At 69.6% G+C, this 25,837-nt stretch carries 22 protein-coding genes and 2 pseudogenes; 6 read left to right on the top strand and 18 right to left on the bottom strand.

Features of this window, described 5'->3' with window-relative positions; genetic code table 11:
• Together BJF83_RS16140 and BJF83_RS16135 are read right to left on the bottom strand one after the other, a co-directional pair.
• Entirely contained in the window at window positions 1-540 is a 540-nt protein-coding gene (locus BJF83_RS16140) for a transposase (protein ID WP_075926949.1), read from the bottom strand.
• Between the two features lie 29 nt (window positions 541-569).
• Entirely contained in the window at window positions 570-1,058 is a 489-nt protein-coding gene (locus tag BJF83_RS16135; RefSeq protein ID WP_075926937.1) for a winged helix-turn-helix domain-containing protein, read from the bottom strand.
• A 65-nt stretch (window positions 1,059-1,123) separates the two neighbouring features.
• Here BJF83_RS16135 and BJF83_RS27520 point away from each other — a divergent pair, with 65 nt between their 5' ends.
• Complete coding sequence (locus BJF83_RS27520) at window positions 1,124-1,264, top strand: hypothetical protein (RefSeq protein ID WP_158070381.1); 141 nt, start codon at window positions 1,124-1,126, stop codon at window positions 1,262-1,264.
• A 276-nt stretch (window positions 1,265-1,540) separates the two neighbouring features.
• Here the strand turns inward: BJF83_RS27520 and BJF83_RS16125 are convergent, their stop codons facing one another.
• On the bottom strand, window positions 1,541-2,095 hold the full coding sequence (locus BJF83_RS16125) for an ATP-binding protein (RefSeq protein WP_075926948.1): 555 nt from the start codon (window positions 2,093-2,095) through the stop codon (window positions 1,541-1,543).
• Window positions 2,096-2,324: 229 nt separating this feature from the next.
• Between BJF83_RS16125 and BJF83_RS16120 the strand changes: the two genes are divergently transcribed.
• Window positions 2,325-3,188: a helix-turn-helix transcriptional regulator gene (locus BJF83_RS16120; RefSeq protein WP_075926936.1), complete on the top strand. Its 864-nt coding sequence runs from the start codon at window positions 2,325-2,327 to the stop codon at window positions 3,186-3,188.
• The gene (locus BJF83_RS16115) at window positions 3,185-3,430 is read left to right on the top strand and encodes a DUF397 domain-containing protein (RefSeq protein WP_075926935.1); all 246 of its coding nucleotides are present in this window, start codon (window positions 3,185-3,187) and stop codon (window positions 3,428-3,430) included. Before BJF83_RS16120 ends, BJF83_RS16115 begins: the two co-directional genes overlap by 4 nt.
• A 65-nt stretch (window positions 3,431-3,495) precedes the next feature.
• On the opposite strand, the gene BJF83_RS16110 is transcribed toward BJF83_RS16115, so the two are convergent.
• Window positions 3,496-4,296, bottom strand: coding sequence for an ion transporter (locus tag BJF83_RS16110; RefSeq protein WP_075926934.1), 801 nt, complete (start codon window positions 4,294-4,296; stop codon window positions 3,496-3,498).
• 328 nt (window positions 4,297-4,624) lie between these two features.
• Here BJF83_RS16110 and BJF83_RS16105 point away from each other — a divergent pair, with 328 nt between their 5' ends.
• Window positions 4,625-5,176 (top strand): thymidine kinase, encoded by a 552-nt coding sequence (locus BJF83_RS16105; protein ID WP_075926933.1) that lies wholly within the window; start codon window positions 4,625-4,627, stop codon window positions 5,174-5,176.
• Between the two features lie 19 nt (window positions 5,177-5,195).
• Here the strand turns inward: BJF83_RS16105 and BJF83_RS26835 are convergent, their stop codons facing one another.
• From BJF83_RS26835 to BJF83_RS29355, 5 genes are all read right to left on the bottom strand, one after another.
• Window positions 5,196-5,957 (bottom strand): hypothetical protein, encoded by a 762-nt coding sequence (locus BJF83_RS26835; RefSeq protein ID WP_143831916.1) that lies wholly within the window; start codon window positions 5,955-5,957, stop codon window positions 5,196-5,198.
• Window positions 5,950-7,053 carry a bifunctional lysozyme/C40 family peptidase gene (locus BJF83_RS16100; RefSeq protein WP_083678556.1) on the bottom strand — a complete coding sequence of 368 codons (1,104 nt, stop codon included), beginning with the start codon at window positions 7,051-7,053 and terminating at the stop codon, window positions 5,950-5,952. The genes BJF83_RS26835 and BJF83_RS16100 overlap by 8 nt, the downstream gene beginning before the upstream one ends.
• 87 nt (window positions 7,054-7,140) lie before the next feature.
• The gene (locus BJF83_RS16095) at window positions 7,141-7,821 is read right to left on the bottom strand and encodes a hypothetical protein (protein WP_187347166.1); all 681 of its coding nucleotides are present in this window, start codon (window positions 7,819-7,821) and stop codon (window positions 7,141-7,143) included.
• 19 nt (window positions 7,822-7,840) lie between these two features.
• Window positions 7,841-9,889 (bottom strand): type IV secretion system protein, encoded by a 2,049-nt coding sequence (locus BJF83_RS16090; protein ID WP_262391596.1) that lies wholly within the window; start codon window positions 9,887-9,889, stop codon window positions 7,841-7,843.
• Window positions 9,886-10,161 carry a hypothetical protein gene (locus BJF83_RS29355; RefSeq protein ID WP_262391595.1) on the bottom strand — a complete coding sequence of 92 codons (276 nt, stop codon included), beginning with the start codon at window positions 10,159-10,161 and terminating at the stop codon, window positions 9,886-9,888. Before BJF83_RS29355 ends, BJF83_RS16090 begins: the two co-directional genes overlap by 4 nt.
• A gap of 816 nt (window positions 10,162-10,977) precedes the next feature.
• On the opposite strand from BJF83_RS29355, the gene BJF83_RS16085 reads away from it, so the two are divergent.
• A complete protein-coding gene (locus tag BJF83_RS16085) occupies window positions 10,978-12,795 on the top strand; it encodes a serine/threonine-protein kinase (protein ID WP_075926931.1) in 1,818 nt (605 codons plus the stop codon).
• A gap of 61 nt (window positions 12,796-12,856) precedes the next feature.
• On the opposite strand, the gene BJF83_RS16080 is transcribed toward BJF83_RS16085, so the two are convergent.
• The 4 genes and pseudogenes from BJF83_RS16080 to BJF83_RS16065 form a co-directional block, all read right to left on the bottom strand.
• Complete coding sequence (locus BJF83_RS16080; RefSeq protein ID WP_075926930.1) at window positions 12,857-14,161, bottom strand: DUF6891 domain-containing protein; 1,305 nt, start codon at window positions 14,159-14,161, stop codon at window positions 12,857-12,859.
• Window positions 14,158-15,288 (bottom strand): hypothetical protein, encoded by a 1,131-nt coding sequence (locus BJF83_RS16075; protein ID WP_075926929.1) that lies wholly within the window; start codon window positions 15,286-15,288, stop codon window positions 14,158-14,160. The genes BJF83_RS16080 and BJF83_RS16075 overlap by 4 nt, the downstream gene beginning before the upstream one ends.
• Window positions 15,289-15,476: 188 nt before the next feature.
• Window positions 15,477-17,943, bottom strand: a pseudogene (locus tag BJF83_RS16070) (ATP-binding protein).
• A 314-nt stretch (window positions 17,944-18,257) separates the two neighbouring features.
• A complete protein-coding gene (locus BJF83_RS16065) occupies window positions 18,258-18,917 on the bottom strand; it encodes an HNH endonuclease family protein (protein WP_075926928.1) in 660 nt (219 codons plus the stop codon).
• A 506-nt stretch (window positions 18,918-19,423) separates the two neighbouring features.
• Between BJF83_RS16065 and thpD the strand changes: the two are divergent.
• Window positions 19,424-20,328 (top strand): annotated as a pseudogene (gene thpD / locus BJF83_RS16060) (ectoine hydroxylase).
• Between the two features lie 54 nt (window positions 20,329-20,382).
• On the opposite strand, the gene BJF83_RS16055 reads toward thpD, so the two are convergent.
• The 5 genes from BJF83_RS16055 to BJF83_RS16025 form a co-directional block, all read right to left on the bottom strand.
• Complete coding sequence (locus BJF83_RS16055; RefSeq protein ID WP_143831915.1) at window positions 20,383-21,096, bottom strand: hypothetical protein; 714 nt, start codon at window positions 21,094-21,096, stop codon at window positions 20,383-20,385.
• On the bottom strand, window positions 21,048-22,721 hold the full coding sequence (locus BJF83_RS16050) for a hypothetical protein (protein WP_075926926.1): 1,674 nt from the start codon (window positions 22,719-22,721) through the stop codon (window positions 21,048-21,050). The genes BJF83_RS16055 and BJF83_RS16050 overlap by 49 nt, the downstream gene beginning before the upstream one ends.
• A gap of 869 nt (window positions 22,722-23,590) precedes the next feature.
• Window positions 23,591-24,199, bottom strand: coding sequence for a conjugal transfer protein (locus BJF83_RS16035; protein ID WP_075926923.1), 609 nt, complete (start codon window positions 24,197-24,199; stop codon window positions 23,591-23,593).
• A gap of 18 nt (window positions 24,200-24,217) precedes the next feature.
• Window positions 24,218-24,532: a hypothetical protein gene (locus BJF83_RS16030; RefSeq protein ID WP_075926922.1), complete on the bottom strand. Its 315-nt coding sequence runs from the start codon at window positions 24,530-24,532 to the stop codon at window positions 24,218-24,220.
• A 72-nt stretch (window positions 24,533-24,604) separates the two neighbouring features.
• Entirely contained in the window at window positions 24,605-25,558 is a 954-nt protein-coding gene (locus BJF83_RS16025) for a conjugal transfer protein (RefSeq protein ID WP_075926946.1), read from the bottom strand.
• Window positions 25,559-25,837 lie beyond the last annotated feature (279 nt).

Genomic DNA, 25,837 nt, shown 5'->3' with positions numbered 1-25,837 from the left:
TTATGCGGCTGACGGAAACGGGGAGGGTTCCAAGCCGACCGAGTCGATGAACCCCCGCAGCAGGTCGGTGCGTTTGCGCACCGGACGCAGATGCGCGTTGATCACCTGCTCCAACTCCTCCAGGCTCCGGAACAGACGGCTTCTGAGCACCCGTTCAAGGTGCGCCCACAGCGTCTGCACCGGGTTCAGTTCGGGCGAGTACCGGGACAGGAACACCACCCGCACCCAGTTCCTGCGGGCGAGGTGGGCGGCCATCTTCTTCCCGGAGCGCGAGGAGTGGTTGTCCCAGATCAGCACCACCGGGCCCCGCAGCGCCCGACGCAGCCGGCCCAGCAGGGCGGGCAGCACCGCGGCGGTGATCGAGGAGCGGGTGCGCACGGTGTGGAACAGCTTCACCGCCCCGGTCGCGGGGTGCACGCACAGCCATCCCACGGTGTTGGCCCGTTCCCGCCGGCCCCGGGCGGGTGGCCACCAGCGGGGTGCGGCCCCGTCGGCCCCAGGTGCGGCGGGTGGGCGGGGACGTGCCCGCGCCGCACTCATCGGCGAAGACGACCCACGCACCACGGGTTTCAGCGTGCTCTTTTGGCCCGGGGCCACACCTGGGTGCGCCACCGGTCGACCTCTTCCTCGTCGTGTTCGGCGGCACGGGTCGTGGGCGTTTGGTGGGAGAAGCCCCTGCGTTGGAGCAGGCGCCACACCCCGGAAGGGTCGGCGTAGCAGACGCGGAAACGTTCGTGGATGAGGTGGTTGATCCGGTCCAGGGTCCAGGACTGGTCGGGCCAGCCGCGCTCGGTGGGGTTGGAGTCGAGCAGGGCGGCCAGGGCGCGTTCCTGCTCGCCGTCCAGGAAGGGTTCGGCGCCGCGGGGGCGGGCGGCCAGCGCTGCGGGGCCCTCGCTCTTCCAGGCGGTGTGCCACTTGTGGACGGCTTGTCTGCTCGCACCGAGCAGGCGGGCGATCGCGGCTTGGGACAGCTCGCCCCGGTCGAACAGCTCCGCGGCGACCAGGCGTCGTTTCTCGTACTCGACAGGGGTGCGGGGAGAGGAGAGGGGAAGCTCCATGAACAGGGTTTTCCCAGTTCAGCCGGACGTCAACCCACACATCAAAGATCAGTAGCAGCGCATCGATGTCCTCGGCCTCCTGGAGGCCGTCACCGGTCATCACCCAGTACGACTGGGTCGCCTCCCCGAACCAGATCACCAGGTGTCGGTGGCGGGCCTGGATCACCGCGGCCCTGGCGTGCTCATGGGAGAACTCGGCACGGTGACCGCCAAGGAGCGGGAGAGCCCGCGCCCGGATCGTCCGGCACGTGGGGTGGCAGCAACGGCGGCACACCGGCCCGAGCGTCTGCGCCTTCCCCGGCACCGGGGGACACTGGCTCGCGGACTCGGGGGTGTGGGCTTTCGGAGCGCCGCTGGAGCGGGCGAAAGCGGAGAGGGTCGTGAACATCGCGTCCTACCTGTGGGTGTGGGTCGTACATGAGTGCGGAGGATGAGGGGACAGGCCGAGCGCGGTAGAAGTGGGCGCGCCCGGCCACTGAGCGTCAGGCCGCGGGGCTCGTGTCCCACAGGCTGTCTTCGAGGTCGAAAGCCAGGTAGCACCAGACGTGATGGGTCCGGCCGCGGGCGTCGCTCCCCCAGTCGGTCGCGAACGCGTCCACCAGGGTGAGCCCCCGGCCGGATTCGGCGTTGAGGCAGAGGCCGTCCGGGTTGGCGGCGGGGACGCCCTCCTTGGCGCAACCCATCGTCCCGTTGTCCCGGCAGACCAGGTGCAGGCCGTCGCGGTGCCGGTCGACCACGAGGCTGTAGGTCCCGCCGGGGAGTCCCGAACGCGTGTGCTGGATGGCGTTGTTGGCCAGTTCGGAGCCGAGGAGCGTGAACAGGTAGCGGTAGTCCTCGGACTCGGTCACGGCACAGGTGTCGAGGAACGCCCTGACCAACGGCATGACGACCGGGGTGCCGGGGAAGTCGTAGCGCCGGACGCGGAAGTGGGAGCGCTCGGGCCGACCCGAGAAGTAGTGCCGGCACCGGGGCCGGATGAAGGTCGAGAGAGGCACGGTGACGTCGCCGAGAGACGGCATCGCGTAGTTCGCAAGCATGACGAACACACTCCTTGACGTGTCGGAGTACGGACAAAAGGGATGAAGTGTGCCCGCAACAGGTGAGTTCGAGAATCCCGCGACGACGGGATGGGGCACGGCGTAGCCTGGGCATCAACGACCTTCAGTGATCAGCCGGTGACTACATCATCTAGGTAACCGTTATTATTCGAGTTATGCAAGCGGAACTTGAATTCTACCCATGGGTAACTAGGGAGGTTCACGCGACATGCAAGACCCGCGAAGTCCATCTCTGCGCCTACGACGACTCGCAACCGAACTCCGCCGCGCCCGACTCGCCGCCGGGTACTCCTCTACCAGTGTTGCCAGGGAGCTGAAGTGGAGCTCCCCCAAAGTCACAAAAATGGAGACCAGCGAGTCAAAACGAATTAAACCGGACGATCTCGACAATCTCATGGATCTGTACGGGATCATCGATCCTGAGAAGCGGGCCTGCATGCAGGCCCTCGCCAAAGACGCACGTGTCCGTGGCTGGTGGTCGAAGTACAAAGACGTCTTCCGAAACGAGTCACTTCCGGACTTCGAGGCGGAGGCATCCGTCCTTCGGGCGTACGAGTCCCAGGTGATCCCTGGACTGCTCCAAACCCCTGCCTATGCGGCTGCCATCTTCAAGGGCGGACGTTACGCAAATCCCCAGGAGATCGTACGACGCACCGAAGCACGCATGGGACGCCGGGGGATTCTCACTCGGTTCAATCCCGTGCACCTGCGAACAGTCATCGATGAGTCCGCCTGCCAACGTCTCATAGGCGGACCTGATGTGCTGGCTGGCCAGCTCAAGCACCTGCTCCACATGGCGCAGATGCCGCACATCGATGTGCAGATCCTCCCTCTCAGCCAGGGCGCACACTCCGGGCTCACCGCCCCGTTCACGATCCTGGACTTTCCGAACCCCCTGGACTCCTCCATCGTGTGCGTGGAGACTCTGAGCGATGCTCTGTATCTCGAAGAGCACGACGATGTAGAGCTGTACGCCGCCACCTTTGGGGATGTCCAGGCCTCGGCGATCAGTGCCGCCGAGACCGCCGAGTACATCACCAAGCAGATACACGTCTTGGAGACCACCCGTTGAGACGCTCAGAGTTGATCTTCTACACGAGCAGCTACAGCGCGCACGATGTCGACCGCCTCAATGTTGCCCTCACCCCCACGAACTTCCGCAAGAGCAGCTACAGCGGACAAGGGGTCAACTGCGTCGAGGTCGGTGGCCTCCCCCACGGAGCCGCCATCCGCGACTCGAAGCACCCGGACGCCGGGTACCTCCCCTTCTCCACTGCGGAGTGGACGACCTTCCTCAAGGCCGCTCAGCTCTAACTCCCACGCACTCGGCACCCGGATGCCCTCCCCCCGGGCCTCCGGGTGTTCACGGTCCACTGCCGTCAGTTCTCGCTTCCCGGCGGGCTCACTGGCTGTCCCTCTCGCTCACGCACCAACCGCTCCAGGCGCTCCACCTGCTGGCTCAGCTCGGCGAGTCGATCCATCACGGCCTGGTGCTGGATCTCCTCCAACTCCTGGTCCTCGGCCCACATGCTCCTGTCGACTTCCTGTTCCATCGACGTGACGATCACACCGATGACGAGGTTGAGGATGATGAAGGTCGTGAGCACGATGTACAGGACGAAGAACATCCACCCCATCGGGTGGTGAGCGGCCACCGCATCGGCGACGTCCGGCCAGTTCTCGGTGGTCATCACGAGGAACAGCGTGTAGAGGGTCGTCCCCAGGTCGCCGAAGTACTCCGGCACGTTCTCCCCGAACAGCTGGTGGCCGAGGACCGCCGCCGAGTAGATGATCACCAGGAGCAGGCCGATCACCGTCCCCATGCCGGGTGCCGAGCGGAACAGGGCCGTGATGATCATCCGCATCTGCGGAACGGCGCTGATGATCCTCAGGATCCGCAGGACGCGCAGCACCCGAAGCACGGAGAACGGGCCGGTCGCGGGGATGACCGACACGACCACGACGAGGAAGTCGAACCAGTTCCACGCTCTACGGAAGTACTGGCCTCGCCAGGCGTAGACCTTGAGCGCCAACTCGATGACGAAGACACCGATGAACACGCGTTCCACGAGCAGGAGATACGGAAGGGCGAAACCTCCGTAGGTGGCCCAACCCAAAACGACGGCGTTGGCCAGAATCAGCAGAAGCATCAGGTTGCCAAACCATCTGCTCTCCACCATGCGAATGACCTGAGCACGCCGCAACGTCACATCCCCCTCCGAAATTCCACCCCCATTCGGGCAACCAGCGACCAAATATATCGAAGGGCTCGGTCCATCCCTTGAGCCACTTCCCGCCCCGCCGAAAGTGGGCCGCGCATCGCGCTCGGCCACGGGGCCGACCGCCCTGATGGTTGGAGCAGACACGGTCACCAGGGTGCGGTGGAGGGGTCGCTCAGGACCACCGAACCAGTGATTCTCCGGCGACCGGGAACCGCTGGTATCTTCGCTGCTGGCCACGGCGGGGAAGCCCAAGCCGTCGGGCAGCGTCCGCGACCGAGGAAGAGGCATGCCGGAGCTGAAGTACTTCACCGGGTCGATGAACTCGGGCAAGAGCACGATGGCTCTCCAGGAGCACCACTCGCGGGGTGGTGAGGGCGTGCTGTACACGAAGCAGGACCGCGCCGGGGCGGGGATCATCTCGTCACGCCTGGGCCTGAAGTCGCCCGCGATCGAGGTCGGCGACGGCCTCGACCTGTACGACGACGTCGCCGAACGCAAGGCCGCGTACGTGATCTGCGACGAGGCGCAGTTCCTGTCGTTCAAGCAGGTCGGTCAGCTCGCGGGTGTCGTCGACGGGCTCCGGATCGACGTGTACTGCTACGGCATCCTGACCGACTTCCAGGGACGGTTGTTCCCAGGCTCCAAGCGACTGGTCGAACTCGCCGACAAGATCGAGGTTCTACCGGTGTCCGCGCGCTGTTGGTGTGGTGAGCGCGCGACGCACAACGCACGGGTCGTCGACGGCGTGATGGTCTACGAGGGGGAGCAGGTGCACATCGGCGGCATCGAGTCGTACACGACACTGTGCCGCCACCACTTCATGGCTGGCGTCGCCTGACGCCGCTGGCCCGGAAAATTCACTCAGGAATGAGCCTGAAAAACCTGTCGTGGAGTCGTCCAGCCAGGACCTCCGCTTGGCGCTCGAAGTCGAATTCGGACACTTCCCCAGCACCCACAGAATCGGGGTCGCCCAAAAAGGCGATAGTGTAAACTGCGCTTCGAGTCTGCGAAACTACCATGTACTGAGCTACGCCGCTGGCACTTTCCCCATAGAAAGATCGAGAAGCGTCAGCCCAATCATGATCCCCTCGTGATTCAATCGACGCAAACTCGTTCTCCGCGTCTACCAGGCGCCGCTGCAGAACACCAGATGCTGCCTGGTCACGACCTTGACCCGGATCACGAATCACAGCCTCGTAATCAAAATTGAATATCCATTCTGTTGTAGTTCCGTATTGCGGCGTCAACTCAAAGGTGCAGCGACCAACTACAGTCCTAGCGGCTTCACTGTCAAAACCAGGATCTTGAGCTTCGTCTGAATGCTCCGCCCTCAGCTCAGCAGTGATGGTGATATCTGATATCTGCGGTAAATAGTCAGAACACAGATCCAGAGCTCCGGGTTCCAGGTCTGCTCGCGGCTGTGCCGACTGAGCGACGCCGGGAATATCATTGTCGCCGGAAGTAATTCCGGAGGTCGCTGTGTCGAGAAGCAAGTTGAGCGCACCAGCCACCACACCGAAGACAGCAAAGGCAGCGAGCGTCCCACATCCGAATACTGCCGCCGCCGCCCGCCAACCGTGCAGGCCCTGTCTACGCACGGTCTCCTTCGTGTCAACCACGGTTATCCTGTGCCTCCAACTGTGCGAGCACGTGCGGGTGCTGCGAGGGTCGCGTGAACCCCAGGATGTTCGCGCGGTTGGGGTCATCGTACTCGCGCACCGCGATCGGACCACAGTTGGTGCACCAGGCTTCCACCATCAGCCCGTCGCCGACCACCATTCCCACGTGCCCGGGCCCCGGAGGTTCACCAGCCCTCGTGACATCAAAGAAGACGAGGTCACCCGGCTGTTCCTCTCCCATGGGAATCTCGGGCCCGAATCCCCACTGGTCCTGTGAGATGCGGGGAATGGTGAGCCCTATGCTCTCGTAGGCCTTCTGCATGAGCCCTGAGCAGTCAAAACCGACCGGTCCCGTTCCACCCCAGATATAGGGTTTCCCCCGCTGCGCCAGCGCCCAGTCGACCACGGCCTGCGTGACCTCGTCCGGTGCCCGACCGATCGGCAACCCGTCCGTGTTCAGCTCGCACAGAACGGCGGTCTGGATGGAGCCCGATGTGTCGAAGTCGCCGTCGGCGTACCGCTCGGCCCACTCCGTCACGTCGTCCACGTACCACCAGGCATGGTTGTATCCGAAGATCGCCTGGCGTACATCCGTCTCCAGACCGGCCGCGATGAGATAGTCAGCGGCGGCCGGGATCGCGTCGGCGGGATCGTAGACGTTGACGATGCCGTCGCCATTGCCGTCGACGCCGTAACCCTCGTCGGGACGGTCGTCGACGGCCTGGATCGGTTCGCCGCCCCAACTGTTGCCGGCGGCGGAGCCGTCCAGGGCACCGAACTGCATAGGACCGGCCGCCCCCCAGTCGTTGTGCCCCTCGGTGATGCCCGGTCCATCCCATCGCCCGTGGTGGGACTCGACCTGACCGACTCCGGCGAGGATGTTCCAGGGAATACCTCGATCCTCCCCGGCCTCCATGTAGAGGTTCAGGTAGTTCTCCGGGATGGAGTCCATCGCGTATCCGCTCGCGCCCGGTTGGTCGGCGTCGGCGTTGGGCCCGCAGGCGAGCCCGTTGGAGAGGAATCTGCCGATCTGCTGGGTGGTGTTGGTGATCAGTGGAACCAGGAACATCGTCAACATGATCATGAGAGCGACCATGATCGCGGCCGTGATTCCGACCCACGTGCCCGTCGCACCTTGGTCGGAGGGGGTCGTGGGGGTGAGGGTGAGGCGGGGGGCCAAGGGTTACTCCTCCCCGAACTGTCCTACGTCGGCGGGTTGAAAGTCGAAGACCGACCAGGCGCCGCCTTCACGGACGACCGTCACGGCGAACTCGCCGAGGTCTTCGTCGAATTCTGCGTCGCCGGTCTCGGTGATGGACTGTGCCGTGACGACGAAGGTGACGGAGTCGTCGCCGAAGGTCCGGATCCGATCCACCTCGGCGCGTCCCTCAGCGACCGCTTCGGCCTCCGACATCTCCTCCCAGAAGGCACCGACCCGGCTCGTGTCCGCCAGGACCTCGGCGTACTCGTCAGTGGCCAGTTCCTCCATCGCACCGAAGTACGTCTCCGGCGACTGGGTGTAGTCGATGGTTCCGTAAGCCTCGGCGAAGCTCCGCGCGGTTGCTCCCGCCGCACGGAGTTCGTCCTCTCCGAGCGGGAACCAGGTCAGAACGTCGACGTCGTTTTCGTCCGTCGTGGTGATCGGGCTCGGCTCGACCGTGGACATGCCGTCCAGGGCAGTACTCTCCCCCGCTCCGTCCTCCTGGTTCGACCGTGCCTGCTCGGGGGCTGCGGTCTGTTCTTCCGGTTCGTCATCGCCTCCGCCGAAACCACCGAGGCTGAGATAGACGCCGAACACCACCAGGGCCACGATCAGGCCGATGAAGATCAGCCGCTGGGCGCGTTCGGACAGAGAGTTGGGCATCGCTCGGGGCCTTCGCAGGTCAGTCGTCGTTGAGCCAGAAGGGGACGTCGCGCTTGCGGTCCCTGGGGCGGGAGCTGGACTCCCCCCAGAACGGGGTGATGGGCGCGTCGTCCTTGCGCTTGCTGGATCCGGTCAGCCACCCGCCGTCACCGTCGCCACTCGACGAAGCCGGGCGCGCGGGCCGCTGGGGCGCGGGGCGTTCCCGCCTCTCCTTCGGAGTCCCCCAACGGGAGCCCCGGTTGCCGATATTGCCCTTCCCTGGGGTTTCCTCCCGGCCGTTGAAGATCCCTCGCCCCGTGCTGGGTTCCGGCCGCTCAGCGCTCGCGGCACGCCCGCCAGCAGTGGACGTTCCTCCGCCGAACACGGATCCGCCGCTGCCGCGACCGCCGTCATCGTTTCGGTCGGAGGAGCCACGACCACCCGAGTGCGTTCCGAACACGGAGGCCCATCCGCTGTCCCCGGTTCCCGTGTAGCCACCACTCGGCCGTGGCGGGATCGAGGCGCCGCCGCCCAGGCTGGGGGCCTGCTCGGTACTTCGACCAGTGGCCTCTCCCGAACGCTGACCGCCGCCCGAGGGTGCGTGGCCAGAGCGATTCACGTTGAGCGGAGGCGCAGTGCGCTCTCCGCGGACCCGCCCATAGCCAGCGACTCCGCGTGCCCGAACACCGTCGCTTCGAGCTCCGCCACCGTCGCCAGCGGCGGTCTCCCCAGTACTGGCGTCCACGTCACCCACCGGGGTGCCGCCCCCCGCTGGCACTCCCGAGGCGGCTGCGGCGATCTGCGGGGCCCTCCTCAGCCCCCAGGCCTGAGCCTTGAGATTGGCCATCGGCGGGAGCACGACAGCGCTCTTGCTGAGAGCCTGGCTCTGTGCCACGTCGCTGACGATGCGGGAGGTGAAGGAGTTCGCGTTGACCGACGTGAACAGGTACGCGAAGGGCTTGCGGTACACGAACAGCGCGACGGTGAACAGGGCCAGCAGGATCATCTGCAGGCCCCAACCGAGAGTGCTCGACATGACCATCCCGTAGCACATGACGAGCAGGGAGATCAGGAGCACCACGAAAATCTGCTTGAGCAGGAAGCCGACCATGAGCTCCACCCACCTCAACAGGACCATGCGGCCGTATCCGGGGTGGATACCGATGAGGAGGAAAATCGGCGACAGGAGAAAAAGGAGGAGGAAGGCGATCTTCAGCACGATGAGGGCCACTGAACCCGCGAGGATCAAGCCACCCGCAAAAATAGCTGCAAAGAGCGCTAGGGTGGCGACTCCAAGTCGACTCCCCTGATCCTGCCCAGAGAATAGCGGGTAGACGCTCGGATATGTTGACTCTATGTCTGAAGCAATGGATTCATAAGACTCGCGCTTTTCCGAGAAAAGCCCAGCTGGGTCAGTTTCGCTATCGGCGATCTGCTGCTGTTCGATACGGCTGATGGCTTGAGCTGAGATCAGGGCCGTTGCATGGTCGATAGAAGCGTCTTCAGCCAATCCGTCGTTACCGAACTGCCCCGCCACCCACGGTTGGCACACCAGACTCGACCACAGCATGTCGGCGTTCCGTCTGACCTGGAAGTCCGCTTCCGACTCCCAGTCCGCCCGCTCCGGAGCGTCCGCGCCGGCAGGACACGTGCCCGAGCCTCCCCCGTACGGCACCTGTCCGACCGTGCTGGTCACCAACTGGCTCCCCGAATTGACCAGTCCGCTCGCCAAACCCATGATCTGCGCGGGGTTCACCAGGATCCACATGCCGAGCCCGACCGCGGCCACCATCCACACCGTGGACTCGATGGTGAGCGTCACCCGCTTGCGGACCAGCCCGTACCACCCGAGCCAGATCGCGCCGAGAATGATGATCGTCGGGATCAGCGGCCGCCAGATCCCCTCCCGAAGCGTGACGACGACGTCCTCGACCAGTTCGTTGAAACTGGCGAGCAGACCATCGGACGTGGCCGCCTGGTAGACGGTGATCGTCGACTGGTTGATCGTCTTGGACAGATCCCACGCCGTGTTGGCGAGGGTGGCCTGGGGCCCGTTGGAGATGCTGTCGACGCACGATTCGGTGATCATGTGCACTGAGTGCCGGCGGTCCCGTATTGTCCGTACATACTCGCGTCGGGCGGTAGCCCGTCCGGTGATCCCTGGATCGCGGACTGCGATTGCGGCGGGACCAGCAACCCGTCGGAACCGCTTCCCGCGGCCTCGGGCAGAGGCGCGGGCTCGCCGGGGCACAGGGTGTTCGCCTGCGCGCCCGTCGCGGGGAGGAAGACGAAGCCCACCAGCAGGAGGAACATCATCAGGAGGCGTCGCCATCCGCGCCGTCGGACGTGCTGAAGCGTCATCTGCTGGCTCTCCTGCGTCGTGGTTCGTGCCGGGGGTCGATGGCAGACACGGTGACTCCGCCCGCGCGCACGCCGTCGCCTGACCGCGCACGGGCACAGTCCCCCGCATGTCCTTACCCCATCCTCTATGGTGCTCCATCAGGGGGTCGGAGGTTGAGTGCAACGCGTCGGGATTTCCGGTTTCCGCCACCACGTCAGCGCACCCTGGGCACACGAGGCAGCACGCTATCCATGTTTACGCAGGTAAAGGACGTCAACGGACTTCCGGAACACCCATAAACCACCAGACCACAATTTACTGACCCAGCACCGAGTATGAGGGGCATCACATCCACTTTCGCCGCCAAAAGTGGACATATCCCTAGGAATCGGACTGAGGTCCAGGTTCCGGTCCGGCTTCCGCGATACCCACAGTCCACATTGCCGCACAACCGAAATCCGATGCCCTACGGTGCGTGGTCGACCAGCGCACGGCCGCGTCGCGCGGTGGCGTCCGGACCGCCGAGCACCGCGCACGCATCGCTTCGCCCACCGCGCCGGTGCGCTCGCCGGGGGACGCCGCCGACGCGACCGCGAACGCCGTCGTCACTGCCCGGGGGCACGGAGCCCGGATGCTCCGGGGCGCTGGGACACCCCGTACCACCGGTGACCGCAACCGGTCAGCTCCCATCGGGGCCCGAGGTGTTCGCGGCTGCCCGGCTTACAGTGAGATGGACGCAGATGTCGGCACCCGCCAGCACGATCCAGGGCGGTAGGGCTCTTCTCGGATAGATTGCCCTGCGCATCGTCCCCCGCCCCAAGAAGGGATGCGCCCCTATGTCGTCCGACGGTCATCCCTCCGTGGGCCGCTACGAGCTTCGCGAACGGCTCGGCGCGGGCGGGATGGGAACGGTGTGGCGCGCCTGGGATCCTGCCCTGCAGCGCGACGTGGCAGTCAAGGAGGTCCTCCTCCCCGAGGGGATGGACCCGGACGCCCGCGCGGAGACGCACGCCCGCAGCATGCGCGAGGCGCAGGCGACCGCCCGCATCAACAGCACGGCCGTGGTCGCCGTCCACGACGTGCTCGACGAGGGCGAGAGCCCGTGGATCGTCATGGAACTGCTGTCGGGGTCGTCGCTCCAGCAGCACCTGGACGCCCACGGTCCCATGACGGTGGCGCGAGTGGAGGAGATCGCCCGGTCAGTGCTCGACGGTCTGCGCGCGGCGCACGCGGCCGGGGTCACGCACCGGGACGTCAAGCCCGCCAACATCATGCTCACCGACGACGACCGCACGGTGCTGACCGACTTCGGCATCGCCAACGTCGACGGCAGCACGGCGCTCACCCAGACCGGGGTGTTCATCGGTTCGCCGGAGTACATGGCCCCGGAGCGGTTCGAGGGGGAGCGGGCGCTGCCCGCCTCCGACCTCTGGAGCCTGGGAGTCACGCTGTGCTCACTGTTGGAGGGCCGGTCCCCGTTCAAGAGGGACAGCATCACCGGCATCATCAGCGCCGTCCTGACCGCTCCCCTGCCACCGCGGTTGGCCCTGACCGGCATCACCGACCATGCGGCGGGCGCGCCACTGAACGTTCTGATCAGCGCACTGCTGAACCGGGATGCCTCGGCGCGGCCGACCCCGGACGAGGCGCTCGCCCTGTTGGAGCGCGAGCGATCGGCGCGGGCCCTCGGGAACGGCTCCGCGAACCCCGCGAGCGAACCGCGGCCCCAGGCCGGCGAACCGTGGTCTTCCCCGAGCGGTCCGCGGAACCCCGTGCGGGAGCCGCAGAGCCCGATGAGCGGACCCCACGGCGCCGCCAGCGGCCCCCAGGCGTCGGTGAGCGGGCCGCAGACCCCCGTGAACGGCCCGACGGGCGCGCGGCCCGGAGGTCCCCAGCACGGCCCGTACGACACCCCGCACCCGAACGCGCCGGGGCCGCACACGCAGCGCAGGGGCTTCCCCGGGCGCCAAGCGCCCGGCCCGCACACCCCCGACCCGTTGGCCGGGCGGTTTCCGGGACAACCTCCCAGCGGACCCCAGCAGTCGCACCAGCACCCGGGCCACCAGCCGGGACATACGCGGACGGGGCCCGCCGGGCTCGGATCCGCCACGGGCGCGGGTCGGGCGGGAACCGGCGCCACCGAGCGGTTCGGTCCGGACGGAGGCACCGGGCACGCCGTCGGACAACCGCCCCGGGGCGGGGCTCCGCCGCGGGGACCGGCTGGTGGGTCCGCGTGGAACGGCCGGGGGACCGACATGCCCGCGCCCGGGGCGGTGATCGTCGCCGCCGTGATGCTGGGACTCAACGCGCTCTACCTCATGGTGCTGACGGCCCTGTTCGCCCGCGAGGCGCTGGACGGGTCGCAGGACTACACGTGGAGCACCGTGCTGCTGGTCGGCGGCTGGGGCGTGTTCTCGGCGTTCGCCGGAACGGGCCTGATGGCGCGGTCGCGGATCCTGTACGGGGCGGTGGTGGTCGTGCAGGTCGTGGTGTCGGTGATGCTGATCCTCACCATGTTCTCGGTGTTCGTCTACACGCCCGGCCTGCTGTTCTGGTACGCGCTGGTACTCGCGGTCAACCTCGCGATCGGGGGGCTGCTGCTCATCCCGCCGAGGGCGCGCGCCTTCTTCGGGTTCGGTCCCGGCGGCCCCTGAGCCGCGCGGCCTCGCGGCTCGACCGCTCCGCGGAGGGATCCCGCGGACCCGCCCGCGCCCGCTACCAGGCGATGATCGTCAGCTCCCCCAGCTCGTCGAGTGCGACGCGGCCCTCCTCGGCGAGGATCCGCACCATCTCCTCCGCCTCCGAGACGCTGACGTGGCGCCCCCTGGACAGGGACTCCTTGAGATCGGGGGTCTCCATCCACAGCCGGGGACCGGCGTGCCACATCATCTGGACGCAGGAGCCGTCGTGGGCGACGAACACGGCGAAGCCGTCCGGCGCGGGAGTGAGCCGGTGGACGAGGGCGCGGGCGGCGGCGGTCTCCATCGGTTCGGGGACGTCGACGGCGCCGATGCCGTTCTGGGACGTGTCCTGGTAACTGACGTCGACCATGCCGACCCGGTCGGACACGGCGTCCTCCTCGGGCCAGACACCGCCGACCGCCCAGCGGCTGAGGGGCTCCTCGACGCGTTCGCGGGACAGGACGCGCCCGTTCCCGCGCACGCGGAGCACGTCGAAGGCGCGCTCGATCTGGATCGTGTCGCCCCGGTCGCTGGTGACCGTGGCCGCGAAGTTCTCCGGCAGCCAGGGCAGGACCATACGGGCGAGTTCGCGGACGGTCACCCTGCCCTCGTAGTGGCTGACCCACACGGGGGTGGCGTAGGCGCTGGGATTGGTGAAGGCGACCTCGACCGACGGCTCTCCCTGCACCGTCGGCCCCGGGTGGGCGGCATGGCGCCCCCAGCGCCGCCAGCGTCCGTCCAGGGCCAGTTCGAGCTTGTTGTCCGGGTCGCCGTTCCAGGCGACGGTGAGGCCGTGGGCCCGGAGGGTCTCGGCGATCTCGTCGCCGACGGCGGCGCGGCGGACCTCGTGGACGGCGTCGAATCCGAGCCAGAGCCCGCCGTCCTCGGTGGCCCGCGCGGTGTCCTGGGAGTGGTAGAAGACGTAGCCGCGGATCGCGGAGCCCTCGTCCGGGTCGTGGGCGGACATCTCGGAACGGATCGCGTCCCAGGCACAGGTGTCGCAGCAGGTGAAGTCCTCGCGGGCGAGGATGCCGGACTCGTCGAGGGCTCGGAAGGCACGGGTGAGCCGCTCGCCGTCGGTGCGCGCGGGCCAGCGGCGCTGCTGCTGGGCGTGCTCGGCCATGGCGCCGTCGACGGCCGTCTCAAGCACGGTCAGGGCCTCCGCCACGTCCGGTTCCCCTGGCCGTCGCGCGCCCTCCCGCTCGGCGTCGGAGTCGATGAACGCGAGCAGGTCCCGGCGCGCCGTGCGGTAGATCTCGACGAATCCGCCGTCCCCGTACGCGACGTTGGCGGTCGCGCCGTCGAGGGCTGTGGCGAGGGGCTCCCAGTCTTGCGTCATGGGCCCAATCTGTCAGATCCCGCGGACACCCGTGACCCGGCCCCCGGGACGCGGGCGCCCGGGGCGGCGCCGCCGGAGGCACCGGCGTCCGGGTCCGGCCACGATCCGGGAACCCCGGCGGTGAGGCCGTGGTCGACCAGGCGGCGGACCCGTTCGTCGCGCACGCGCCGCGCGGCCTCGGTGGTCGCGGTGAGTTCGCGGAGGTCTGCGGGGCGGGCGTCGAGGAAGGCCGCCGAGGCCAGGTGCTCGGTGTACTCGACGGTGGAGTCGACCGCCTCCTGGCACTGCTCCCACTCCCGGTGCGCGGCCACCGCCCGGTCCACGAGCCGCCCGTACTCGGCGATCTGCTCGACCCGGGCACGGACCGCCGCGTCGACGGCTTCCAGTTGGGCGCGCTGGGGGCGGAGCGCCTCCCGGACCCGGGGTGAGGCCGCCCGCTGCCAGCGGCGCAGGTGGGCGCGGCGCAGCTCCCGCTGGCGGGCCAGAAGGGACGCGATCCGCCACTCCTGTTCGCGCAGGACCACGAGGGCGCGGTCGGTGTCGAGGGAGTCGCCGCCGATCTCGTTGCGGGCGGCGACGACCCGGTCGATCGTGTGCTGGACGGCCACGAGGTGGGCGTGGTCGACCTCGCTGACGTCGTCGGGCAGCACGACCAGGCCTTCGTGGTCGGCGAGGGGTTCGCGCACCCGGGCGGTGACCGCGTCGGTCCCGACGAGGGCGGCGAAGACGCCGAACACCACCCAGGGCACGGCCGTGACCGCGTCGTGGGCCGCCACGGCGAGGACGGGGGCCGAGACGACCGCGCCGGCCCCGGCGGTCACGCCCAGTATCCGGGTGGCGGGGTGGGTGTCCTCGGCGCAGACGAAAACGAGGACCTGCGCCATGAGGATGACCGCGGTGATGAGCAGGCCGAGCGGCCATCCCCCGGCCGCCGCGGCCAGACCCGCGGTGAAGCCGACGGCGAGTACCTGGACGGCGCCCTCGCGGACTCGGAGGGAGCGGGTGACGACATCCCCGTTGCGTCGGCGCGGGGGCGGTTCCGGGGCGTGGCTGTCCCGCGCGATCCGCTCGCGCGACGCCTCGGGGAGGGTGGGGTCGATGACGGGTCGCGGCACGTCCTCACTCATGGGCGGTCCCTCGTGAGTGGTGGGTCTCGGTCGGGGGCGGAGTCGGTGCGCCGGGACGGGGAACCCGACAGTAGAGGTCATCCCCATCCCGGGCGGGCCCCGAACCTGGCGCCGCTCATCCCGGTTCCCGCGGCTGGTCCGTTCCCACCGTGGACGTGCGCGAACGCCGCGGGCGTGCCCCCGCGCCCCTACCCGGCCTGCCCGGAGGCGGACACCAGGTCGTCGTCCTCCTCGGACGGCCGCTGGCGGGTGGGGTTGGTGTCCAGCCAGCGCAGGAGGTTGTCGGAGACCAGGTCCACGCCGATCCGGCCCGCCCGCCCGTCCAGGTCGCGGAACAGGCACTCTCCGTTGCCGAGGTTGCGCAGCACCGCCAGATGGTCCTCGGTCGGCTCGACGCCGAGCAGGGACATGACGCTCTCCACCTCGAACCGCTCACTGGAACGGAACGCGAACACCGAGGACAGGCAGTTGGTGACCTGTTCGTTGAGCAGGTCACCGGCGTTCTGGGAGACGAGGATGAGCGCGGTGTTGCGGGAGCGGCCCATGCGGGACACCTCCGGGACGAGCTTGGCGCCCTCCGGGGTGGAGGTGACCACCCACGCCTCGTCGAGGAAGATCGCCTTGGGCAGGCGGCGGTCCAACCCGTTCATGAGGCGGCGGGCGAACTGGGAGACCAGGTAGAGCAGGGCGACGGACAGGCGCTGTTCGTAGGAGTAGTCGTCGCGGCCCACGCCGGAGTCGGGCAGGGTGAGGCCGCCCAGGGTGAACACGGTGGTCCAGCCCTCGGTGTCGATCCGGGCGTCGCCCTGCGGGTCGAAGCACAGACTGGCCAGGCGCATCTCCGACATCGACTGGAGGACCGCGCCCAGGTTGCGGGAGGCGGCCCCGGGCGAGGAGACGAGGTGGTCGACCACCTTGGCCAGGGACGGGCGGGGCTGGTTGGCGACCGCGGCGACGGCCTGGATCATCGCCGACTCGCGCTCCTCGCTCATCCGCGGCAGGAGGAGGCGGAGGGTCTCGGTGGCCATGGTCTTGCGGGAGGGCAGGTCGTCCCCGAACGCGAAGGGGTCGAGCAGCCCCGGTTGGGCCGAACCCAGGGACATGACGCGCGCCTTGCGGCCGCGACGCCGGAGGAGTTCGACGAGGGACTCGGCGTCGCCCTTGGGGTCGATCGCGGCGACAGTGACCCCGCGCAGCGCGAGCTGGTAGATGAGCAGCAGGGCGAGGGTGGTCTTGCCCCCGCCGGGCTCGCCGGTGATCGCGATGGCGGTGGGGCGGTTGCGGGCGGCGGCGACCAACGGGTCGAAGTGGACGATGGAGCGGGCGCGGCCGATGGTCTCACCGACGTAGGGGCCCACCCAGCCGCCGCCGGAGCGGTCGACGCGGTCGCCGACGTCGACGGTGGCGGTGGGCATGCCGCCCGCGATGGTGCGCAGGGGCTGGCGCTGGGCGTAGGCGCCCAGGCGGAGTCGGTCGCCCGGCAGGGCCTCGCTGAACAGGGAGAACTGGTCACCGGTGGAGTTGATGACGTCGATGCCGATGTCGCGGTAGTGCTCGACGACCGCCTCGACGTGCTGGCCGAGCAGGCGTTCGGTCGGCGCGGACACCATGAGGCGGTGCCAGCCGTAGACGAACGGGAGGCGTTCCTTGGTGATGCCGTGCTCCAGCATCCGGGCGGCGTCGATCTGTTCGGCCAGGGCGATGGGGGCCTCCACGCCCGCCTCGCGGATGTGCGCGTCCATGTCGCGGGCGTGCGCGAGTTTGCGGCCGACGTCCTTGCTGGCCTTGGCGGGCGGGATGAGCTTCATCCGCAGGGACATCTCCACGGGGAAGGGCAGGGCGTCTGCGTGGTGCATCCAGGGCTCGCCGTCCGGGAAGGGCATGAGGTCCGGGAAGCGCACGAAGGACAGGAAGGCGACGTGGGTGGAGCCGGCGGGCTGTTCGAGACGGAGTGAGGATCGGCCGTTGTGCACGACGCCGTCGACGAGCGCCTCGATCTCGCCCCGCCCCCACGTGCGGCGGCCGACGGCGGAGGGGCGCACCTCCTCGGCGGTGCCGCTGACCGCGTGGCGGACCAGCCAGGCGATCTCGTCGGAGGTGGCGTGGCGGGCGTGCAGGGAGCTGGCGGCCAGGGCACGGCCGAGGCGCTCGGACTGCTCGGTCCAGCGGGCGATCTCGCGGTCGTCGACGGCGTCGTCGGTGATGCCGAGGACCTGTTCGGTCCTCTGGTAGGCGCCGAAGAGCTGGGAGAAGACGCCGAGGCCTCCCCCGGCGCTGCGCGGGCCGAGCCGGACGCGAGGTAGACCTCCTTGGTCCAGAAGTCCTTGGCCCACACGTGCCGGTACATCTCGTCGAGGTAGTCGTACCAGCGGGGCCGGAGTCGGCGGTGGAGTCCAGGCGGGTGGCCCAGGCGGCGGCGGGGTAGGTGCGGTGGGCGACGCGGAGGTGGACCTCGGCGTCGTTCATGCGGATGGCGGCGAGCGCGATGGTGATGTTGGTGGCCAGGGCCTGGCGTTCCTCGGGGGTGGTGAACTCGTAGGACACCGTCGGCAGGCGGAAGTAGGCCCAGGCCTCGGTGTCGCTGAACAGCACGCGGTCGTCGAAGTAGCGGACCGCGAGGCGGGTCGCGCCCCGGGTACCCCTGGTGCCGGTCATCTGTAACCCTTCTGGTCGCGTCGCGGCGGGGCGAGCCCCCGCACCGGGGCCGCCCCCGGGTTTCCCGCCTGTGCCACCCTCCATAGTGGTGCATGGCCTGGGGGCAGAGAAGCGGACGGGATTCCGGCGCGCCCGAATTCCGGCGTCGGGGCCCCGGGGTGGCGCCGACACGGGCGGAGCCCGCCCCTGGAGGGGAACGGGCTCCGTCGACCTGGGTGGCGGGCGGAGCGGGCGCCACGGCAACGCCCGGCCCCGTTGCGGGTCCAGGGGGGGTGCCGCGGACACCTGCCCTGCTGCGCGACGCCCAGGCACGACTAACAGCGGGTGTCGATCGTGTTCTGGAGGGCGGACCGCTCGGCCGAGGTGACGGTGAGGTCGTAGCGGTACTTCACGGTGATCCAGGACTTGGCGTAGTCGCAGTGGACGGCCGTGTTGGGCGGCATCCACGCGGAGGGGTCGTCGTCGCCCTTGTCGCTGTTGCTGGAGGGGGTGGCCAACCACAGCTGCGACGAGTCCACGTCGTTGGCGAAGGCTCGGCGCTCGGAGGTGCTCCAGTGGCGGGCGCCGGTCTTCCAGGCCTCGCTGAGCGGGACCATGTGGTCGACGCTGATCCGCGAGGGGTCTTCGTAGACCCATGTGTCGTCGAAGGCGCTCCACCAACGACCGGACGTGGGCTGGCAGTCGGTGTCGGTCACGACGTCGTGGCCGTCGCGCAGGAGGACGACCTGGCGCGCCGAGCAGTCGCCCTGGACGTCGACCCAGTGCGGGAAGAGGCTGCGGTCGTAGCCGGACTGGGCTCCCTTGGGAGCGACGGTGAGGGAGTCGAGCTGGCTCTGGGCCGCCGAGGTGCTGGGGATGCCCGGGGGGAGGGTGTGGTCGGCGGAGGCGGGTGGCGCCCAGCCGAGGACGACCAGCAGGATCGCCGCGGCGACGGCGGCCAGGGTTCCGTGGCGGGGGCGGGGGGTGGGGGACACGTTTTCTCCTCTGGAGCGGGTCGAGGACAGGGGCCTTCCCAGAGTGCACCGGAGGAGAGCTCCCGCACCAGTCCCGCCAGGGGAATTCGGGCGTGATCCGGGCTGACCGGGACGGGTCACCGCGGACGCCCCGACCGCACGGCTGTACCAGATCCCTGTGATCTAGCGCACAGGAAAAGTCGGAGCATGCGCCGACGGCCCCGCCGACGACGACCGCACCGGGACGACCTGGGGTGATGCTCGAAATGGCGCTCTTGAACCACTCTTGAAGCAATGGCGCAGGTGAGGCGTGCCTGAGACGGCCGAGCCAACCAAAAAGGGAGAAAAAGAGGGGGACGGATTTTTGGTTTCCGCCCATATAGTATTCCAGTAATACCCAATCGGGGATTCGTCAAACACCACGCCAACGGGCATCCTCATGAAGGCCGGCGGAAATTTGTTAAGTTCGCGTGTCGTAAGGTGACCGTCGACCTCTGAGAGGATGAACCCCACCGAGGGGATCGGCCATGACTCTGCAGATGGATGCTCCAACCGCGGACGAGTACCCGACCCGGAAGGCGAACGAACCCGCTCTTCTGTACCGCAAGGACCCCACCGTCTGGGGTGCCGCGGAGGACGGACCCTTCAGCGCTGAGGAGGTCGGCGCGTACGACCGACGCGGCTACGCACAGATCCCGGCGCTCGTCTCGGCGGCGGAGGTGGCGCCTTCCACGCCGAACTGGACCGGCTCAGCTCCGACCGCGCCCTGCGCGAGGACGAACGGGTGATCGTGGAACCGTCGTCGAACGAGGTCCGCTCGATCTTCGAGGTCCACACGATCAGCAAGGTCTTCCACGACCTGGTCAACGACCCGCGCCTGGTGGAGCGCGCCCGGCAGGTCCTCGGATCGGACGTGTACGTGCACCAGAGCCGGATCAACTACAAACCCGGGTTCGGCGGCGGCTCCTTCTACTGGCATTCGGACTTCGAGACGTGGCACGCCGAGGACGGCATGCCGCGGATGCGGGCGGCCAGCGTCTCCATCTCGCTCACCGAGAACTTCACGTACAACGGCGCCCTGATGATCATGCCGGGCTCGCACAGGACGTTCGTGTCGTGCGTCGGCGCGACCCCGGACGACCACTACCGGGCGTCGCTGAGGAGCCAGCACGTCGGCACGCCCGACCAGGACTCGCTGACCATGCTGTCCGAGCGGCACGGCATCGACGTGCTCACCGGCCAGGCGGGCGACGCGACCCTGTTCGACTCCAACTGCATGCACGGTTCGGGCGGCAACATCACCCCCTACCCCCGGTCGAACATCTTCATCGTGTTCAACAGCGTCGAGAACGCGTGCGTGAAACCGTTCGCCGCGTCCAACCCGCGCCCGGACTTCCTGTCCGCGCGTGACTTCACCCCGGTCGGCCGCTGAGGTTCGACGGATTCACCAGCGTGCGGGCGGGCGTGTGCCCGCCCGCCCCGCGTGTCAGGCCCGGGTGAGCGTGTTGACGAGGACGCCGCCCAGGGCGCCGTGGGCCCGCTTGGTCGAGGGGCGCAGGGCGCCCACGTCGATGCGGGTGTAGGAGGAGCCCAGGTGGTCGTCCCAGGGGATGCGGACGATCGCCCGGCAGCGGCCGCGCGCGACCCGTTCGGCCGCGTCCACGTCCTCCAGGCTGCGCTTGCTCACCCCGTTCACCACGAGCACCGAAGCCGCCCGCAGGGCGCCGTAGCCGTTGCCGTCCAGCCACTCGAACGTCATGGAGACCGCCCGCTCGGCGTCGGCGTTGGCCGGGGCGACCAGGACCAGGCCGTCGGCCACCGGGAGTGCCCTGGCCACGCCGGTCGCGGCGGGGTCCAGGAGCGTCACGGAGTAGAAGCGGCCGAGCAGGTTCGTCAGGTGGGCGTAGTCGCGGTCGTCGAGCGTCTGGACGTAGGGGTCGTCGAGGGTCTGGACGACCTCCAGTCCGGTGCTCGCCCGTGACGTGTAGCCGCGCATCCTCGCGTAGTCGTCGACCTCGTCCGCGTTGGCGAGCAGGGCGGTGAGCGTCTCGGGGGTCTGCGCCCCGACCCGGCGGGAGAGGCCGTTGGGACCCGGGTTGACGTCGACCGCGACGACGGGTTCGTCCCGGTGGGCGGCGAGGGTGTGCCCGATCATGAGCGAGGTGACGGTCTGGCCGGCGCCGCCGGTGCAGCCGAGCACGACCAGACTGCGGGGTTCGGCCAACGGGGTGCGCAGCCGCGTGATGTCGCTCGCGGGCAGGTCGGAGCGGACGGGGCTGGCTCCGCCGGTGACCACCTTGGCCAGACGGCGCCAGCCGCGCGTGCCGCCGGAGTCATGGGCGGGCGGGTCCTGGGGCTCGGGGGGCGGGGGTACGGGCGCGGGGCGGGTACGCCCCGGGGTGTGTCGCCGAGGCGCTCCTGTTCGCCGGTGCCGTGGTCGAGTTCGAGATCGGGCCTGGGCTCCTCGCGACGCGGGGGCTCGGGGGCCTCGCCGGGCACCGGCCGACCGAAGAGGTGGCCGAGCTTGCGCGCGTTCTGCGCGACGCGGTGGAAGGCGCCGTCGTGCGGGTCGTGGCCGTCGGGACGCTCGTGGGGGGCGGCCTGGTCGGAGGCCTCGTCCGGGGTCGGGGCGGCGGCGCGCTCCTGGGCGAGGGCGTCCGCCATGCTCCGGTTGGCGCGGGGGTCGCGCAGGGGCGTGTCGGAGGAACTCCGGACGGCTTCGCGGCGACGGGCGAGCGCGGCGGCCTCAACCTCCTCCAGGTCCGCTTCGGTCCGGCGCGCGGCGACCGCCCCGTCGGAGTCGGCGGGCGCGGTGGGCGCGCCCGAGCCGGTTTCGGAGCCGCTCGTGGCCGAGGGGTCGTCAGCGGTCTCGGAGGGGGCCGGAGGCCGCGAGGCTCGCCCGACGCGGGGGTCGGGCGGGATCGGGGTGTCGGCAGGCTGGGGGTCGGTGGCGGAGGCGCCGACCTCAGGCGCATCCGACGCGGACCGGGCGACCGGGGGCTCCGAGGCGTCCCGAGAGTCGGCCGCGGACCGCGCGCCCGAACCGGTTCCGGAGGCGTCCCGGGAAACGGGAGTGGACCCGGCGTCGGACGGGACCCGGGCGCTGGATGCGGCCCCGGGCTCCGAAGTGGGTCGGGCGGAGGAGGCCCGTGGGCCGGACCTCGCCTCAGAGGCCGGGGCGTCCGGCGAGTCGGAGGTCGACCGGGGTCCCGCCGCTGCCTCCGGGACATCGGTGGCCGGGGGCTCGGAGCCGGTTGCGGAGACGGACGCGGACCGCGCGTCGGTCTCGGATTCCGGCGTGGCGCCGAGCCGGGAGCCGGGAGGCCGGTCGGACCCGATGTCGCCGTCGGTCGCGCCGCGCACCTCCGCGAAACTCGCCAGCTCCCCCGTTCCGTGGTCGATCTGCGTGATCGGCTTGGCCTCGACCGCCTCGACCGCCTCGACCGCCTCGCCGCCGGTGGCGCGCGTGCCGTCGTCGGCCGTCGCGGCCTCGGGCGCGGAGGCGGCGTCGGCGTCGGTGGCGCGCGTGCCGTCGTCGGCGTCGTCGGCCGTCGCGGCCTCGGGCGCGGAGGCGGCGTCGGCGTCGGGCGTCGGCTCGGCGGAACGGGCGGCGTTCTCCTCCCGCAGCTCGCTGGCGGGAATCACGGGGTTCCCCCGGTCACCCACCTTGGGCTGGTCGGGGTGTCGTTTCCTGCCGTCGTCGAACCACTCCGCGGGGCTCGTCCCCTCCGGCGCCCGCTCGCCGTCGCGCAGGGCGTCGGCGAACTTGGGCCGCGGCGGCGCGGGGGTGTCCGCAGTGCTGAGGTGCTGGTCGAGCACCGACATGTGCTCTTTCCACTCCGGCCCGCGATCCTCGTCGTCCGGGCTCGGCTGGGACGCATCGCGGCCTGCTCGCCGGTCCCGTGGTCCAGCTCCAACGGAGCTTCGCCGACGTCTCGACCGGTTCGACGGGTTCGGGTGGCTCGGTCGGTTCGGGTGGCTCGGTCGGTTCGGCGGTCTCGCCCGTACTGGCGGCCGGCTCGTCCTCCGGGGTCGCGGAGGCGGGCGGCAGCCACGGGGCGGAGGGGCTCTCCGGTGTGACGGGTCGTCCCGTCGCCGCCGCGTAGCGCTCGGCGTAGTCGGTCAGGTCGCCCGGGTTCGCGTGGTCCGGCGGCTCCTGCTCGGCACCGCCCGGCCGTGCGCTGTCCAGCTCCCAGGGCGCCGCGTGGGGACGGCTCCTGCGCCGGGGCGGGCTCGGTGGTTCGTCGGCGGGAAGCGCGGTCCCGCGCGACCGCGCCGACGGCGGGTCCTTGGGGGCCCGTTCGCGCACGCGCTCGGAGCGGCGCTCGTCGAGTTCGCGCGCGACGCGGATGCCCTGCACGCGTCCGCGGAGGCGTCGGGCGGCGGGAGACTCGGCCGTCTCGGGCTCGGGGGCGGACATGACCTCCTCGGCGCGGCGGCGCTCGCGTTCGCGCTCGGGACCGGCGGTCGCCTCGGCCACCTCGGCGCGGCTCATCGCCCCGGTGTCGCCGACCTCGTAGGCGGTCTTGGCCCGCAGACCGACGGGGGTCTGACCTGAGGGGGCGCGCAGCTGGTGAGCCACGCGGCGGTGTCGCCCTCCTCCTCGGGCTCCTCCCGCGGGTCGGCCTCGTCCCCGATGGAGGTGGTGGGCACGGGCCCCAGGGCGATGCCGAAGTAGTTCAACACGCGGCGGCTCACGCCGCGGGTGTCCGCGGGCGCGGCCTGGACAGCGTCCTCGGAGGGGGCGTACGCGGGCTCCTCGGCGACCGCGGGTTCGGGGCGGGCTGCGGGCGCGCCACACCGACGAGGGGCGGGGCCGACTCCGGGGCGGGGCGTTCCGTCTCCGTTTCACCGACCGGCTCCCCGACCTCCGGAACCGGCTGCTCGGCGCGGCGCCGCCCGACCGCGGGCAGCGGACCGGCGTCCGGATGGCGGTGCCACACGCGCACCACCACCCGGATCTCGCCGGGCTCGTACTCGGGGGCCAGCCGCGTGTACACGCGGGACTCGGCGAGGAACCGAGCCTGGGAGATGAGCAGTTCGGTGAGGCGCTTGCCCTCGATCACCGGCCGGGTGGCGAGCACGGTGATCACCCCGGGCGGTACCACCCACAGCACCAGGTGCCAGCCGTTGCCGAAGGTGAACGGGGCGTTGAGGACGCTGAGCAGGACCACCCAGATCGCGAAGATCCCCAGGGCGACGCCGAAGGTGCCCACGGGGAGCGGCATGGGCAGCCGGAAATCGTAGAGCTTGTACAGCCGCTTCTCGATACGCCAGATGTTGGTGTATGTGGGCAGATCCACGTTCCCGGCCTCCCTCGCCTATTCCGCCGATACGCCCATCGCTCGCGCGAGCGCCACCGCGATGACCTCGATGATGCCGGGGACGTAGAAGACGATCCCGATGAAGATCGCCAGGATAATGAACTGCGCGAACCGCGTTATCTCACGTGTGAACAGGAAGAACACCGCCACGATCGACACGATGACGAGGAAGAGCGGCCCGAAGAAGCCGCGAAGGAAGTCAGCGAGGCCGCCGGTGTCCGGGGCGTCCTGCGTCGACGACGCGAGGTGGAGCAGGTCGGCCCCGCCCGCATGGGCGAGGGCGTCCGTCGTGGAGGACAACAGGGGGAGCATGTCAGGCGCCGTCCTCCGGTGTCGTCTTGCGTGTGCGCATGGTTCTTCTCGTCTCCTTGCCTACGGGCCCCGTCAGCCGCCGAACGAACTCGGGGCGCCCTGGATGTCACGCACGTGCCACTCGTCGCCGGAGTCGACCACGGTGACCAGGTAGTCCTGCACCAACTGGCCGGCTTCCGTCCCGTCGGAGGCCGGGACGTTCCAGCGCACGGTGGCCGCCACCCGTCGTACGTCATCATCCCCGGTCGAGGACTGTGATGGCACCGTGATCTCGGACAGTTCGTCGAATTCCAGGGCGTTCTGCGGAAGCGGGGTGATCGAGGCACCCTGTTCCAGGAATCGCTCCAGGAACTCCGGCTCCCCGGCGTAGGCCTCGAAGAAACCGGGCAGCACCTCCTCAAGCTGCTCGGTGGCGGCCGGGTCGGTCTCGAAGGCCGTGCTGGGCGGCAGCGTGGCCCGCGAGGGAGCGGCCAGCAGCGCGGGACGGCCGGAGACCACCAGTGCGTCCTCGTCGGCGTAGACCGGCACGTCCAGGCGCATGGGCTCGCCGTTGACGTCGGCGCGGACGACGACGACCGCGTTGTCGTCGTCGAGGACGTCGACGGCGACGACGGCGAGGCCGTCGCCGGTGAGGCTGTCGGCCGTGGCGTCGAGGGCGGTGGCCTCGCCCTCGGGGACGAACGCGGCGAGGTCGTCGAGGCGCGCGTCGGTGTCGGAGGTGTCGAGGTAGACCTCGGCGAAGCGGAGCGCGAACGCCGCGGACGCGGTCTCGGGGTAGGCCACGGTGTCACCGGTCTCGGGCTCCTGCGCGCTGCTCGGCAGGGCGAGGCCGCCGCGCAGGGGGAACCAGACACCGTTGAAGACGACGACGATGATGAAGGCCCACAGGACGGCACGGCCGACACCGACCCACCAGCGCCCGCCGGCCCCCGCACGGGGCGGACGCCGCCCGGCTGCGCCGGCTCCGTCCCCGGTGCCGTCGGACAGGTCACGCCCGGCCGTGCCGAGCCGTGACGCCTTCGCCATCCCCGCCTCCTGCGCTGAGTCGCCGCCGCCCGCTCCGGACGGCGGATCCGCCATGCCCTTGTCTACCCCATCCCTATAGTGAGGCATTGTGCGGGTTGGGAGCGGCCATGGCGGCTCCGCGTTTCCACGCCGATGACGGACGAACCAGACCGGTCGAAGTGCACAAAAGCCATAGAATGCGGAGAATTCCCAGGTAAACGGGACCACGACCGCGCAGGTCAGCGCTTTTCCGGATGACCAAGACAGGGATTAGTACTCCAGTTGTAGATCCGGTTTGCC

This window comes from Nocardiopsis sp. CNR-923 (assembly GCF_001942255.1).
GTDB lineage: Bacteria > Actinomycetota > Actinomycetes > Streptosporangiales > Streptosporangiaceae > Nocardiopsis.
The sequence above is the reverse complement of the archived record's forward strand: the minus strand, read 5'-3'. Positions and strand labels throughout refer to the sequence as shown.